The organism is Actinoplanes sp. TBRC 11911 (assembly GCF_012933445.1).
Taxonomy (GTDB): domain Bacteria; phylum Actinomycetota; class Actinomycetes; order Mycobacteriales; family Micromonosporaceae; genus Actinoplanes.
On sequence record NZ_JABBNC010000012.1, the window covers coordinates 147,347 to 161,303 of the forward strand.

General features: G+C 67.8%; 14 protein-coding genes and 3 tRNA genes. 12 read left to right on the plus strand and 5 right to left on the minus strand.

The window, feature by feature from the left end; all coding sequences use genetic code 11:
- Positions 1 to 116: 116 nt before the first annotated feature.
- The 4 genes from HH310_RS18935 (at position 117) to HH310_RS18950 (ending at position 3,503) form a co-directional block, all read left to right on the plus strand.
- Entirely contained in the window at positions 117 to 1,238 is a 1,122-nt protein-coding gene (locus HH310_RS18935; RefSeq protein WP_169176900.1) for a sensor histidine kinase, read from the plus strand.
- On the plus strand, positions 1,235 to 1,894 hold the full coding sequence (locus tag HH310_RS18940) for a response regulator transcription factor (protein WP_169176901.1): 660 nt from the start codon (positions 1,235 to 1,237) through the stop codon (positions 1,892 to 1,894). Before HH310_RS18935 ends, HH310_RS18940 begins: the two co-directional genes overlap by 4 nt.
- 247 nt (positions 1,895 to 2,141) lie before the next feature.
- Positions 2,142 to 2,648 (plus strand): CAP domain-containing protein, encoded by a 507-nt coding sequence (locus HH310_RS18945; protein WP_169176902.1) that lies wholly within the window; start codon positions 2,142 to 2,144, stop codon positions 2,646 to 2,648.
- Positions 2,649 to 2,873: 225 nt separating this feature from the next.
- A complete protein-coding gene (locus tag HH310_RS18950) occupies positions 2,874 to 3,503 on the plus strand; it encodes a response regulator transcription factor (RefSeq protein ID WP_211192326.1) in 630 nt (209 codons plus the stop codon).
- A gap of 73 nt (positions 3,504 to 3,576) precedes the next feature.
- Here HH310_RS18950 and eis read toward each other — a convergent pair whose 3' ends face one another.
- Positions 3,577 to 4,758 carry an enhanced intracellular survival protein Eis gene (eis, locus tag HH310_RS18955; RefSeq protein ID WP_169176903.1) on the minus strand — a complete coding sequence of 394 codons (1,182 nt, stop codon included), beginning with the start codon at positions 4,756 to 4,758 and terminating at the stop codon, positions 3,577 to 3,579.
- A 174-nt stretch (positions 4,759 to 4,932) separates the two neighbouring features.
- On the opposite strand from eis, the gene HH310_RS18960 reads away from it, so the two are divergent.
- The 3 genes from HH310_RS18960 to HH310_RS18970 all read left to right on the plus strand — a co-directional run bounded on the left by HH310_RS18960 (position 4,933) and on the right by HH310_RS18970 (position 5,206).
- Positions 4,933 to 5,005 (plus strand) — tRNA-Gly (locus HH310_RS18960).
- A 39-nt stretch (positions 5,006 to 5,044) separates the two neighbouring features.
- Positions 5,045 to 5,115: transfer RNA gene (locus tag HH310_RS18965), tRNA-Cys, on the plus strand.
- 19 nt (positions 5,116 to 5,134) lie between these two features.
- Positions 5,135 to 5,206 (plus strand) — tRNA-Val (locus HH310_RS18970).
- Positions 5,207 to 5,491: 285 nt separating this feature from the next.
- Here HH310_RS18970 and HH310_RS18975 read toward each other — a convergent pair.
- Entirely contained in the window at positions 5,492 to 7,045 is a 1,554-nt protein-coding gene (locus HH310_RS18975; RefSeq protein ID WP_169176904.1) for a helicase HerA-like domain-containing protein, read from the minus strand.
- A 108-nt stretch (positions 7,046 to 7,153) separates the two neighbouring features.
- On the opposite strand from HH310_RS18975, the gene HH310_RS18980 reads away from it, so the two are divergent.
- From HH310_RS18980 to HH310_RS18995, 4 genes are all read left to right on the plus strand, one after another.
- Positions 7,154 to 7,327 carry a DUF1059 domain-containing protein gene (locus HH310_RS18980; protein ID WP_169176905.1) on the plus strand — a complete coding sequence of 58 codons (174 nt, stop codon included), beginning with the start codon at positions 7,154 to 7,156 and terminating at the stop codon, positions 7,325 to 7,327.
- A 5-nt stretch (positions 7,328 to 7,332) separates the two neighbouring features.
- Positions 7,333 to 8,445 carry an EAL domain-containing protein gene (locus tag HH310_RS18985; protein WP_211192327.1) on the plus strand — a complete coding sequence of 371 codons (1,113 nt, stop codon included), beginning with the start codon at positions 7,333 to 7,335 and terminating at the stop codon, positions 8,443 to 8,445.
- Positions 8,446 to 8,544: 99 nt separating this feature from the next.
- Positions 8,545 to 8,820 carry a YggT family protein gene (locus HH310_RS18990; protein WP_169176906.1) on the plus strand — a complete coding sequence of 92 codons (276 nt, stop codon included), beginning with the start codon at positions 8,545 to 8,547 and terminating at the stop codon, positions 8,818 to 8,820.
- 658 nt (positions 8,821 to 9,478) lie between these two features.
- Positions 9,479 to 10,030 carry a GNAT family N-acetyltransferase gene (locus HH310_RS18995; RefSeq protein WP_169176907.1) on the plus strand — a complete coding sequence of 184 codons (552 nt, stop codon included), beginning with the start codon at positions 9,479 to 9,481 and terminating at the stop codon, positions 10,028 to 10,030.
- A gap of 14 nt (positions 10,031 to 10,044) precedes the next feature.
- Here the strand turns inward: HH310_RS18995 and HH310_RS19000 are convergent, their stop codons facing one another.
- The 3 genes from HH310_RS19000 to HH310_RS19010 all read right to left on the minus strand — a co-directional run bounded on the left by HH310_RS19000 (position 10,045) and on the right by HH310_RS19010 (position 12,908).
- Positions 10,045 to 10,659 (minus strand): GNAT family N-acetyltransferase, encoded by a 615-nt coding sequence (locus HH310_RS19000; protein WP_169176908.1) that lies wholly within the window; start codon positions 10,657 to 10,659, stop codon positions 10,045 to 10,047.
- Positions 10,660 to 10,674: 15 nt separating this feature from the next.
- Positions 10,675 to 12,207, minus strand: a complete 1,533-nt coding sequence (locus HH310_RS19005) for an APC family permease (RefSeq protein WP_248294141.1) — start codon at positions 12,205 to 12,207, stop codon at positions 10,675 to 10,677.
- Positions 12,208 to 12,269: 62 nt separating this feature from the next.
- Positions 12,270 to 12,908, minus strand: a complete 639-nt coding sequence (locus HH310_RS19010) for a GPP34 family phosphoprotein (RefSeq protein WP_312034207.1) — start codon at positions 12,906 to 12,908, stop codon at positions 12,270 to 12,272.
- A gap of 150 nt (positions 12,909 to 13,058) precedes the next feature.
- Between HH310_RS19010 and HH310_RS19015 the strand changes: the two genes are divergently transcribed.
- Positions 13,059 to 13,952: a helix-turn-helix transcriptional regulator gene (locus tag HH310_RS19015; protein ID WP_211192328.1), complete on the plus strand. Its 894-nt coding sequence runs from the start codon at positions 13,059 to 13,061 to the stop codon at positions 13,950 to 13,952.
- Positions 13,953 to 13,957: the final 5 nt, after the last annotated feature.

Consider the following 13,957-nt stretch of genomic DNA (forward strand, 5'->3'; position numbering starts at 1 on the left):
CAGGGATGACTCTTGGATCCGAGCCCTCCGAAGTATCGCTACAACCCTGGTCGTACGCCGCCACTACGACCAGGAGGCGATGACGGAAGAGGCGTCCGTCGATTACCGTTCCCGGCATGGCTCCTCCGGCGTGGCGTGACCCGTTGGCGGCCGCCGTGCTCGCCATCGTCGTGGTGGCCGGCGCCGCGACCGCGCCCCCTGGTGAGCGCGCGATGGACTTCGCCGGGTACGCGATCCTGATCATCAGTTCCGCCGCCACCGCGGTCGTCACCCGCTGGCCGATCCCGGTGCTGATCCTCACGAGCGCCGGCATGCTCGCCTACGCGGCGCCCGGCTACCCGGGCATCGGCCCGCTGCTCCCGCAGCTCTTCGCGATCTACACGGTGGTCCGGGCCGGCCATCGCCTCATCGCGGGCGCGGCGATCGCGGTGACCGTCGTGGGCGGCCTCGGCACGCAGGTGTTCTCGCCGGAGACGACGCAACGATGGACCCTGCTGATCGGCTGGTTGCTCGCCGCGGTCGTGGCCGGCGAGCTGGTCCGCAAAAACCAGGCCTACCTGGAGCAGGTCGAGCGTCGAGCAGACGAAGCCGAGCGTACGCGGGAGGAGACTGCCCGCCGCCGGGCCGACGAGGAACGCCTGCGCATCGCGCGCGAGCTGCACGACTCGCTGACCCACAGCATCTCGATCATCAAAGTGCAGGCGGGCGTGGCGATCCACCTGACCCGCAAGCGCGACGAGCCGGTGCCGGAAGCGCTGCTCGCGATCCAGGAGGCCAGCGGCGACGCGATGCGCGAGCTGCGGGCGACGCTGGAGCTGCTGCGCGACGACGACATCGGCAGCGGGCTCGCCCTGGTGGAGCGCCTCGTGGACGGCGCGCGGCGGGCCGGTCTGCCGGTGCGGATGGACGTCGACGGCGAGCCGCGCGCGCTGCCCGCCCCGGTCGACCGCACCGCGTACCGGATCATCCAGGAGGCCCTCACCAACATCACCCGGCACGCGGGGCCCGAGGTCAGCGCGTCGGTCACGCTCTCCTACGACCAGGACCAATTGACCGTACGCGTCGAGGACGACGGTCACGGGCCCCAGGAGCACGGCACCGCCCCCGGGGTCGGGCTGACCGGCATGCGGGAGCGCGTCACCGCCTTGGGCGGCACCCTCCACACCGGACCGGGCGACGAGGGCGGCTTCCGTGTGCACGCCCGGCTGCCACTCGCCCTGCACGTGGAGCCGGCATGATCCGGGTGCTGCTCGCCGACGACCAGGCCCTGATCCGGGCCGGGTTCCGGGCGCTGTTGCGCGCCGAGGACGACATCGAGGTGGTCGCCGAGGGCGCGAACGGTAGCGAAGCGGTTGCCCTCGCCTTCGAGCACAATCCCGACGTCGCGCTCATCGACATTCAGATGCCGGTGCTGGACGGCATCGAGGCGACCCGCCGCATCGCCTCCGACCCGCAGTTGTCAGCGGTGCGGGTGGTGATGCTGACGAACTACGGGCTGGATGAGTACGTCTACGCGGCGCTGCGGGCCGGGGCGAGCGGCTTCCTGGTCAAGGACACCGAACCCGCCGACCTGATCCACGGCGTACGGGTGGCGGCCCGCGGCGACGCCCTGCTCTCCCCCGCGATCACGCAGCGCTTGATCGGTGAGTTCGTCAGCCGCCCGCCGCGCGGCTCGCTGGGCACCGCCCTGGAACTGCTGACCAACCGGGAGCGCGAGGTGGTGGCGCTGGCCGCGCGCGGGCTGTCGAACGACGAGATCGCCGCCGACATGGTGATCAGCCCGGCCACGGCCAAGACCCACGTGAGCCGCGCGATGACGAAGCTGGGCGCGCGCGACCGGGCCCAGCTGGTCGTCTTCGCCTACGAGTCGGGCCTGATCGAGCCCCGCCGGTAGCCAATCGGTTGCCGCCCGGGCCGTGCGGTGCCTCCCGGCCTGCGGGCGCCCGGTTTTGCGCCGGACTGATCGGGCTCGGAGCCGGGCCGATTGGTTTCCGGATCGGTCGTGGCGGTATCCGGTCGGTTTCCAAGTGGCCCCCGGCGGTAGCCGGTCGGGTCCGGTGCGGTGCGAAGCGGTTCACGGGCTCAGCGGGGACGCGGGGCGCCCCGATCGGTATCCCGTACCCAACACCGAAGGAGACCACGTGAACCGCTTCGTCCGTAAGGCCGTCCTCGCCGCCGCCATCGTCGCCGCGCCTCTGTTCGCCGCCACCCCGGCGCTCGCGGCCACCAGTGGGACGCCGAAGAAGACCGCTGCGGTCGACACGGCAGCGTATGAGGTCGAGGTCGTCAAGCTGACCAACGCCGAGCGTGCCAAGAAGGGCTGCCCGGCCCTGCGCATCGACGACCGCCTGGTGAAGGCCGCCCGCGCGCACAGCGCCGACATGATCCAGGCCAACTTCTTCAGCCACACCGGCTCGAACGGCAGCAACTTCGTCGCTCGTGAGGTCGCCGCCGGTTACCCGAAGAACGGTGCGTCCGCCGAGAACATCGCCTGGGGCTACCGCACGCCGCAGGAGGTCGTCACCGGCTGGATGAACAGCTCGGGCCACCGCGCCAACATCCTGAACTGCTCCAGCATCGCCGTCGGCGTGGGCGTGGTCATGAAGGGCAGCGCGCCCTACTGGACCCAGGACTTCGGTCGAATCTGATTTCTCGCACAGGGGCGGTCACGGCAATCGAGCCGGGCCGCCCCTGTCGGCTTTCCGCGCGACGGACGGCGTCCCACTCGTGCGACTGACGAACCAGACCCACACGGGATGTCCTACCCCAGGGACAAACGCCAGGGACTTTCCTGGGTCGCTTTCTCCGGCCCCGGACCATCGTGGAGCAGCGATGTCTCCGGACACTCCACGATCGCCGAGGAGCCAGAACAGTTGGTCAAAGCCGTCGACACGGTCGCGGTCGTCTCGTCCAGTGTCATCATCCGAGCCGGCCTGTCGCGCACCCTCAGCACGGTGCCGGACCTGGACGTGAGCCAAGAGGCACCCGACCTGGCGTCCCTCGACCCGAGCCGGCCGCCCACCGTGCTCGTCCTCGACCTGGACGACCGGGAGCGCGGCCGCATCGCCGAGGGCTTCTGGTCGCGCCTGCCACCCCTGGCCAGCACGGTGGTGCTCTGCCCACCGAACAATCCGGTCAATCTGCCCGCCGCCCTGCGCTACGGGGTCCGGGCACTGCTGACCCGCGAATCCGCCACGACGGAGCTGCTGATCGCGGTGGAGGCCGCCCGCCACGGCGGCGTACACATCTCGACCAGCCTGCTGACCGACGTGTTCCCGGAGAGCCGCGTCACCCCGCACCTGGCGACCCGCGAGGTCGAGGCCCTGCGTTGGCTGGTGCAGGGCCTGACGCACGGCCAGATAGGCCGCCGGATGGGCCTTTCCGAGGCAACGGTCAACACCTACGTCAAACGCATCCGGGCAAAGCTGGGCGTAGGCAACAAGGCCGACCTGACCCGCCGCGCGATAGAACTCGGCTACATCCCACCCCACCCTCGTCAGTGACCGAGCCCCGCCCGGTCCCGTTTGGATAATCGCGCCGCCCTCACCTCGCTCCCGGCCCCGGCTCGTCCACCACTCAGAAGTCGGCGAAGATGTACGGCATCTGGCGTGGGAACAACGTCGTCAGTGGCTGGACCCCCTCGTTTGTCAGCTCGCCCAAGCCCCGCGTGACGACCTCGACCGGGTCGAGCACGCCGTAGAGGAGCGCGCTGAACCCGGCCGCTGTCAGCGTTGCCTGCGGGGTCGCGCTCCCCTTGGCGACCGAGAGCCGGCCGTCGTCGCCGGACAAATGCCACGTGCCGCCGATGAACTCGTCGTCGGGGATGTGGATCGTGACCGCTCCGCTGCCCACGGGCGTACCGCTGAGGGCTGTCATGTTCAAAGCCCGCACCATCGGGCTGCCGTTTCGCGGGAACGAGACGCGGCCCTCGGTCGTCACCTCGAAATCGGTGCCCCACAGCTCGGGGACCTCGTCGGAGCTCAGCAGCATCACGACGCGGCCGACCTGGTCGACGTGGCGGGCGAGGTATTGCAGGATCAGCGCCCGGCCCATCGGACCCGAATAGAGCAGATCGGACGCGACGAGGTCACCACCGTATTGATCGATGCGGTAGCGCAAGGCGCCCACCACCTCGCCGCCGGACCGCGCGATCGCCACCCACCTCTTGTCGTCGCGGAACTCGGCGGTGCGCGTCTCGTCGTACACCGCGAAGCCATGCCTCTCGGTGAGCAGGCGGCGGGTCAATTTGTCCCACTCGTCGAAAGCGTCACGCATCGGCAGGCGCTCGACCTCGCCGGGCAGGTCGGCGCGCACCAGATGCGCCAGCCCCTCGGGCTTGAACGTGGCGATGCGGTGTCGCGGGATGCCCACATATCCGAAGCGGGCGTAGAAGCTCGAACGGAACGGATAGAGAGCGGTGACCGCACAGCCCTCCTCGCGCATCTGCCTCAGCAGCCGCTCGAGCAACCCGCGCACCAGGCCCTGGCGCCGGGCCGACGGATGTGAGGACACCGACGCGACGCCCGCCATGTCGTGGACCATGCCCCGCACGTTCTGCTGCATCCGCAGCGCGGCGACGCCGGCCAGCGCGCGACCCTCCTCCTCGGCGATCAAGTTGACCGTCGTCTCGAAGAAGCGCATGCGCCCGGCATAGGTCGCTTCGTCTTCGTCGGGCCACGGTGACGGCATGAAGGCATACGACTGAAGAGGGAACATGGTCGCCGTGCGCTCGGCGGCGGTGATCTGCCGGAACTCCATGCGTTCATCCAACACTGTGGGGCCGGAGCGGCGCTGAAATGTTTTCCGGGCTGTGGATAACTCGGAAACTGCCTGGTCGCGCTCGGGACGCGACGCGCCGGGGGACCCCGGTTTGGCAAGGCGACGAGCAACCCGCTAATGTTTCTTCCGTCGCCAGGGAAGCCGGGCGGCAACGCGGACGTAGCGCAGCTGGTAGCGCATCACCTTGCCAAGGTGAGGGTCGCGGGTTCGAATCCCGTCGTCCGCTCGGAGAGGGGCCTTCACAGGTTACGTGCGGGGCCAACTCGGTGGAGTGGCCGAGAGGCGAGGCAACGGCCTGCAAAGCCGTGTACACGGGTTCAAATCCCGTCTCCACCTCGCAAGACAAGTGGACTTTGGGCGATTGGCGCAGCGGGAGCGCGCTTCCTTGACACGGAAGAGGTCACTGGTTCGATCCCAGTATCGCCCACGAGCTTAGGACGCCCCTGTCCGCGGAGAGCGCGGACCGGGGCGCTCGTCATTTCTGCTCCGGGGCCGAGCCCCGGAAACCCCACGTTGCGGTGGTAACGGTTGGGGGAACGTCTCGCCTTGCGGCTCGCCGGGGCTTGTGGACGCGGAAAGGCTCCTCAAGCGCGCGATGCGATGGTTGCGGTTGGCGGGACAACTACGGCTGCCAGGGACACCCACGGTTGCCGGGGGCACCTACGGTTGTCGCTAAGTGGCTTCTATCCGACATTTCCGGCGGGGTTCCGGGCTAACGGCGGCGGCGGGCTGTGCCGAAGATTGAGCGGACTATCTCTCGGCCTGCGGCTGTGGCGGCGGTTCGTAACGTGTTGCGGACTGTGGGGCTGGCCAAGGCCTTCTCCAAGAAAGACTTTTCCGGCGCCGGCGCCGGCGCCGGCGCGGGCTTGGGGGGTGGTGCGGGCCGGGGTGCTGGGGGCGCTGCTGCGGGTGGGGGGACCGCCACCTTGCGGAGCAGGATCTCGTAGGCCGACTCGCGGTCTATGCGCGGGCCGTACTTGGGTGTCAACGGGGACGCCGCCACGATGCCGTCCACCAAGGCCGCGTCGGCCTGGGCCATCAGGGATCTCGGGGGCGGCAGGCGGGTCCAGGCGACCGGCGTCGGTGCGCCGCGCTCGGAGAGCACCGTGATGATGGCCTCGCCGGTGCCGAGCTGGGTCAGGACCTCCTCCAGGTCGTACGGCGATTTGGGGAAGGTCGACACCGTGGCCTTCAGCGCCTTCGCGTCCTCCGGCGTATAGGCGCGCAGCGCGTGCTGCACCCGGTTGCCCAGCTGGGCGAGCACGTCGGCGGGCACGTCCTTCGGGGTCTGGGTGACGAAGAAGATGCCGACGCCCTTGGAGCGGATCAGCCGTACGGTCTGGGTGACCGCCTGCAGGAACTCCTTCGACGCGTCGCGGAACAGCAGGTGCGCCTCGTCGAAGAAGAAGACCAGCTTGGGCTTGTCCACGTCGCCGACCTCGGGCAAATCCTGGAACAGGTCGGCCAGGAACCACATGAGGAACGTCGCGAACAGCTCCGGCCGGCTCTGCAGACTGGGCAGCTCGAGAATGCTGACCACCCCGGCGCCCGATGACGTCGTACGCAGAAAGTCCCTGGTGTCGAACTCGGTCTCGCCGAAGAAATCCTCGGCACCCTGGTCGGCGAACGCGATCAATTCTCGCAGAATCACGCCGGCCGTGGCCTTGGACAATCCGCCCAGCGAAGCCAGCTCGCCGGCACCGTCCGGGGACGTGAGGTGCTGGATCACCGCACGCAGGTCGGCGAGGTCGAGCAGCGGCAAAGCGTTCTTGTCGGCGAAATGAAAGACCAGGCCCAGAGACGATTCCTGTACGTCGTTGAGGCCCAGCACCTTCGACAGCAGGGTCGGGCCGAACGATGTGATCGTGGCGCGCACCGGCACACCCGTCCCATGGCCCCCGAGCGCGAAGAACTCGACCGGGAACGCGGCCGGCTGCCACTGTTCGCCGATCTCGGTCGCCCGGGCGGTGATCTTGTCGTTGGGGACGCCGGGGGCGGCCATGCCGGACAGGTCGCCCTTGATGTCGGCGAGGAACACCGGCACCCCGGCCGCGGACAGCTGTTCGGCTAGGCCCTGCAGCGTCTTCGTCTTGCCGGTGCCGGTCGCCCCGGCCACCAGGCCGTGCCGGGTGACCATGGGTAGCGGGATCCGGACCCGCGCGGTGGGGTCGCAGGTCGGCCCGGTCACCAGGGCACCCAGCTCGAGCACCGGTCCGGTGAACGCATACCCGGTGCGGACGGTCGCTGCTAGATCACTATCCGTCATGAATTGCACGCTATCCCATTGCCGAGCCCGCCGAATGCCTCAAGGTTCCGGACGCCGCGCCGATCAAGACGCACGACAGCATCTGATCAGAAGGGTTTGGTAGACGCGATGAAGTTCTTCTCCTGCGGTGACGTCGTTCCCGGCTGCGACGCCCACTGGGCCCGCGACTCCGAGGATGACATCCTGGCCGCGGTCGCCGAGCACGCCGCCGAGTCACACCACATGCACTCCGTGCCGGCCGACGTGGTCGACGCGGTGCGGGCCGCCATCGTCAGCCGCTGAGCGCGATGACGACCGAGGTCACCGACGGGCTCGACTGGCCGGCTCTGCTCGAGTCGGCCATCGACGGGGCCGGGGTGAGTGCCGTCTACCAGCCGATCGTCGACCTCGCCCGGGGCGTGGTGGTCGGCTACGAGGCGCTCACCCGTTTCGAGGGTTACCCGGTCTCGAATCCCGAGCTGTGGTTCGGCGCCGCGGGCCGGCACGGGCGCGGCGCCGACCTGCAGGCCACGGCCCTGCGGAAGGCTCTCGCCGAACGCGGTGGCCTGCCGCGCAACTGTTTCCTCACCGTCAACGTGGGCCCCGAGGTGCTCGATCACCCGGCCATCCGCAAGGTCTGGGCCGACGAGGGTGACCTGCGCGGACTCGTCGTGGAGCTGACCGAGCACTTCGCCGTCGACGACTACACCGCGCTGGAGCCCGACCTGAACCGGCTCCGGGCGGCGGGTGCGCTGATCGCCGTCGACGACGCCGGATCCGGCTACGCGGGACTCACCCACCTGCTCACCTTGCGCCCGTCCATGATCAAGCTGGATCGGGCGCTGGTGCAGGACGTCGACCAGGACGAGGCGAAACGCGCCCTCGTCGAGATGGTCGGCACCTTCGCCGGCCGCATCGACGCCTGGCTGCTGGCCGAGGGCATCGAACGCGCCGGCGAACTGGAGGCGCTGGCCGCGCTGCAGGTTCCGCTGGCCCAGGGCTATCACCTCAGCAGGCCGGCCGGACCGTGGGCGCCCATCACCGACGAGGCCGGGCACCTGCTCACCATGCAGTCGGTGAACCGCGACCGGAGCGGCCTGCGCCCCCTGCTCGAGCGCTCGGCCACGGTCACCGACGTCGGCGACGCGTACGCGGCCTTCGCCGATCCGACGGTCGACCTGGTGGTGCTCTGCGACGACTACCAGCGCCCGATCGCGGCGATCGACGACCGCACGTCGCCCATCCCCCTCGTCATCCCGGACATGAAGGTCAACGTGGGTACGCGACCGGCCGACGCCGCCGCGCGCGCCGTGACCCGCCCGGACTGGACACGGCCGCTGCTGTGCACCGACGACAACGGCCGATACGTCGGGGTTGTCCGCATGCCCCGCCTCATCCAGGCCATCAGCAGCGGAATTTAAGCTCACGGTGACCAGCCAGAGCACAGCGGGCACTCAGCGTTGTTACAGCCAAGCGACGCACAGTTAAAGCCTTATCCCGTCCGGTAACTGGAGGTCCCCATGGGTCCGCTGCTCGCGCTGGTGAGTTTCGGGCTGTTGCTGTTCCAGCTCCTGCTCGTCGTTCGCGCGATCTTGAGTTGGAGCGTGGCTCTCGTCGGGCCTTCGTCGTCCGGTTCGTTCCGGGCCCGGCTCACCGCCGGCGTCACCGCGATCACCGAGCCGGTCATCCGACCCGTCCGACGGGTCATTCCCCCACTGCGCCTGGGCGGCACCTCGATCGACCTGGCCTACATCGTCGTGTTCTTCGTGATCGTCCTGCTGCGCAACATCATCTGACGACGATCAACGCGAAGCGGGCGCCGTCAAGCGGTGGGCGCCGCCGTCAAGCGGTGGGCGCCGCCGTCAAGCGGTTCCGGCGCCGGCCGCATGCTGGAAGGCGCGCTCCCAAGCGACACCAACGGCCGGTGTCAGCTATCGCCTGGGGCGCGCCTCCTTGGGTGTCCAGCGACCGGGGCAGCGGCCACGGACAACACACAATGCGGCTTGATCGGAAAGTCGGGGCACCTCCTTGATCGCATGAGACTGTCGGCCGAATCGACCGATTTCGACCGGGTGGAACGGCCGCCAACGCGGCGGGCCGACCGGCCGGAAAGGCCAATCCGGCGATCACGAAGGCCGAGCGAAGGCCGGTTTGTGCAGAAACTGCGAAACTCCGAACGGCCTACGTGATCCGGCTTGTTGCCTTCGCTGGGGACCGAAGGCAGGGTAGATCGGCGTTGATTTGCCTCGATACCGTGCAACTTGCAAACCCAACGCCGCAACTTGCACGCTTCACGTGCACGCGAGACCCCGCCGATCCGATTTGGCACATCCAATCGGCGGACACGCATTGTCATCGCACGGTCACCCTTCGTACTCTGTTGGTCACCATCATCGATCAACATGAGTGCGATGAAGCGGGCCGACCTGGCGGCGGCCTGCGGGGGAGCCGAGCATGCTAATCAAAGTCATCGATCAGATCACCGACGAAGAGCTGCACGAAGCCGTGTGGAAGCTCTATCAGGACGCTTTTGAGGACCTGAACACGATGGCCGTGCAACGGCATCTCATGTACCGCGACGAGCTCGACGAAGTGCTGCGCGACTCTCGCGTGCACAAGTACCTCGCCTTGGATGACGACGGCACCTTGTGCGGGATCGCCACGTACACCAACGAACTCGAGGCGGTTCCTCTGATCTCTCCGCCCTACTTCGAGCGCCACTGGCCCGAGCACTACGCGTCCAAGAGGATCTGGTATATCGGCTTCGTGGCCGTCGATCCGCAGGCCCAGGGACGAGAGGTGTTCTCCCTGCTCGTCGAGCAGATGTACCTGGTGGCCTCCGCCCAGAACGGGGTGGTCGGCCTGGACATCTGCACCTACAACGATGACGTCCGCCGCATGTCTCGCATATTCCGGCTCATGGTCAGCCGGCTTTCGGATACCATGCGGTTCAACCGAGTCGACCAGCAGTCCTACTGGCTGTACGAGTTCCCCGCAGCCGCGTAGAGATCTGACCGACGTCAGCCCATAGGCGGCCTCCACATCGTCCAGAGCGTGGGCCCGTCGGGTAGCTCGATCACGGACCGGACCTGGTATCCGTGTCGTTGGTAAAGGTCACGGTTACGTGGGTGGTTGGCCTCCAGGTAAGCCGGCAGGCCGGCCGCGTCCAGCCGGGCATGATGGCGGTCGAGTAACGCACTGCCCACACCATGGCCCTGGTCGGCCGGATGAACGGCCAAGAACGCCAGGTAATGATGGGGCTCCATGGGGTGGTGCGCCTCGATCGCCGCGTCCAGCTGACAGGCGCGGTCGTACGCCTCGCCGGCTACTTCCTTGAGCCGCCCCTCGTAATCCGCGGGCGCCGGAATCGGTGAGGTCAACGGGAACCAGAGCCCGACCCCGGTGAGCCGGCCCGTTTCGGCATCGGCTGTCGCATAGACCTCCCCGCATTGAACGGCGTATTCCACGAAGATCTCGAAATACCGGGGAGTGTCCCGCAGGCGTACGACGTCATCGGGGTGCAGCCATCGGGCGACCGGACCGTCCCACATCGCCTCGGCGACGAGATTGGTGATCTCGGCATTGTCGAACGGGGTGACATTGCGAATCACCAGGTCCTGAATGGCGTACGTCATCGACTCTTCCTCCCCTCAGTACGGATAGCTCCGCGCGCCCACGGGATCGGCGTGCAAGGACTTGAGAATCTGGTTCTCCAGCAGGTTGCTCACACGGCCCTCGGCGCCGCGCCCAATCGCCGCGTACACCTCCGGACGGGCCGCGCGCATGACGAGTGCCCAGACGAATCCCACGCCCGCCACGGCGAGATACAGGACCGGGATGAGCCATTGGAACGCGGAGCTCCCGCTGACCTGCAGCAGTTCCCCGAAGCCGATGACGGTCGCCGCGAGCACGACGGTGAGCAGCAGGAATGCCAGGAACGGCGCGATGTACGCCTTCCACACGCTCTCTCTTCGGCGATTACGCACGAAGAACGCGATCACCGCGGCCGACGCCGCCCACATCAGGATGAGGACGCCCAGGCCGCCGATCGTGGTCAGCCACGCGAACACGTACACGAGGGGTTCCGCGCCCGCGACGGCGTATGCGCTGAGTACGGCGGCGGCCAACACGCTCTGTGTCACCGAGCCGAGCAACGGCGCTCCGGTACGGGGATGCGCCCGTCCCCACGCGGCCGGCAGCACACCTTCGCGTCCCAGCGCGAACTGGTATCGCGCCACCGCCGCGTGGAAGGCGAGCAGGGCGGCGAACACGCTGGTCAGGAACAGTACGTAGCCGAGGTCGACCAGCACCCGCGGCAGGTGCGGCGAGACCAGCGCGAAGACCAGGTCGGTGCGATGCTCGGCGGCGACCGACGCGATCCGGTCCGGGCCGGTGCTCACCGACATGGCCCACGCCGACAGACCACACAGGACACCGGCGAGCAGGACGGCGATGTGCGTGGCCCGCGCGATGGTCCGCTTCGGGTCCTTCGCCTCCTCGGAGAGAACCACGGTGGCCTCGAACCCGACGAACCCGGCGATCGCGAGCACCAATAGTGACCCGACGACGGGGGTGACCAGCGGCGCCGGCGAGAAGGTCGAGAACGACACGTGGCCGTCCGCGGGGTTGGCCACCATCACCAGGTCGTAGATGAGCACGATGCTGATCTCGGCGACCAGCAGTACGGCGAGCACCTTGCCGCTCAGGTCCACCCACAGCAGGCCCAGGACGGTCACCAGGGCCCAGGCGACGAGGGCGCAGGCATACCAGGGCACCTTGAAGCCCAGGTTGGCGAGAATGCCGCTGGCGGCGCTGCCGAACAGCCCGAACAGTCCGATCTGCATCAGCGAGTACGCGGGGAGGGCCACGAACGCCGCGCCCACTCCGACCACCCGGCCGAGACCCTGACTGATGTACGAATAGAAGGCCCCCGAGTTCACGATATGTCGGCTCATCGCGACGAAACCGACTGTGAACAGCGACAGGATCCCGGCGACCACGATGTACGTGATCGGGACTGCCGTGCTTCCGATGATCGCGTAAATCACGGAAATCGATCCGATGATCACCGTCAGCGGAGCCGCACCCGCAACGCCGAAGAACACGACGGACGGCACGCCCAGCCTGTTCTTGGCGAGCGACCGATCCACCAGATCCGGCTCAGCGGGTCCCATTTGCGCCATCAACATCCTCCCGGCCCAATGATCAGAGTTATTTGACCGGAGGTGATGGCGCCCGTTGGCGCTCACCGCCGGCCGACGGTAAGGACCGAGCCAACCGAGGCCTCGGTGTATTCGATGAGTTCACGCAGGTCGCTCGGGAGCGACCCGACCGCGCTCGGCAGCGATTGGAACGCGTGCCGATGCATCTCGAAGTCGTAGAGCACGTGCCGGGTCAGCCCGGTGGCGGCCACCAGGCCGATCAGCACGCGATCGCTGATGCTCATGCCGATGCCGCGGACCAGCAGATTCGCCAGCCGGGCGGGGGCCCACGCGGCGGCGTTGCGCTGCTCCGGACTGTTCGGCATATATAAGGTCTCCGTACTGAGCATGCGGCGGCGGGTCACCGGCTCGACCGCGCCGAGCCGGCTCAGCCGCTCACCCACCCGCGCCGCCGCGTCCTGGGAGAGAAAGGCCAGCCACGTGCGCACGTCGCGGTGCCGCGGCTGGGCGACGAGAAGGTCCAAGATGTCGTGTGCGAGCGCGTCCGTCGGCGGATGCCTGTCCAGGAGGAGAAGGTCGCCGTCGGCGATGCCGATCCGGCCCTCCAGGATGAGTTCGCCCAGCAACGCGGCGGCCAGCCCTAAGCCGGTCGCGCGCGGGTGCAGACGAGACCGGCCGGTGCGGTCCTCGTGTGCGATCAGGAAGTACTGGTCAGCCAACACGCCGCCACGCCCCTTAGACCCGTGAGGATCACTCTCTGTACGTAGAGCCCTTACTCTTGATGTCGGCAGCATCATGTACCCGACAGCAAGGTCAATACAAGAAGTACTAGACTTCTTGTTCAGGCTTTCTGTCCTGCTTGGATCATGAGGATGGCCGGTCGTAATATCGGTTTCCTCAGGACAGAGGGGATCCAGGTGTCCATTGATGAGGGCCCCACGCTGCGACGCCGCCGCCTGGGCGCCGAGCTGAAACGGTGCCGCGAGTCAGCTGGATTGACTCAAGAAAATGTGTCACGGCATTTCGAGTGGCACGCGGCGAAGGTGACGCGGATCGAGACCGCACGCGTCGCGGTGACACCTCGCGACGTCAAAGACCTTCTGACCCTGTACGGCGTGGACGATCAGGCGTACCGCGAGGCCCTCGTCGAGCTGGCCCGCCTGTCCAAGGAACGCACCTGGTGGACCGACTTCCGAGACATCATGCGCCCCGGCAACTTCGTGGGGCTCGAGGCGAGCGCGGCCGCGATGCGCACGTGGGAGCCGATCATCGTGCCCGGCCTGCTGCAGACCAAGGCGTACATGCGCGCTCTGATCGAGGCCGGTCGCTCCACCGATCCACCGCGCGATGTGGACCGGCGGATCAACCTGCGGCTCACCCGGCAGGCCAGGCTCACCGGTTCGAGGCCCCTCGAACTGGTGGCTCTCGTCGACGAATCGGTGGTCCGGCGCACCGTCGGCGGTCGTGAAGTGATGGCCGGCCAACTACGACATCTAATCGAGATCGCTCAATTACCCAATGTGACGCTGCAGATTTTGCCGTTCAGTGCCGGTGAGCATACGTTCATGGGCGGATCAGCTGCGCTTTTGGAGTTCCGCGAGACCACCCATTTGGATGTTGTCTATCTTGAAGGTCTTGCGGGAGACTTCTACGAAGAGCAACCTTCGGAGGTTGCCCGTTACCGAGAAGAGTTCGAGCGATTGAGCGGCATGGCCCTCGATCGTCGCGTGACGATCAAGATGATCGAGAGTCTGCTCAGCGCTTAGGTCTC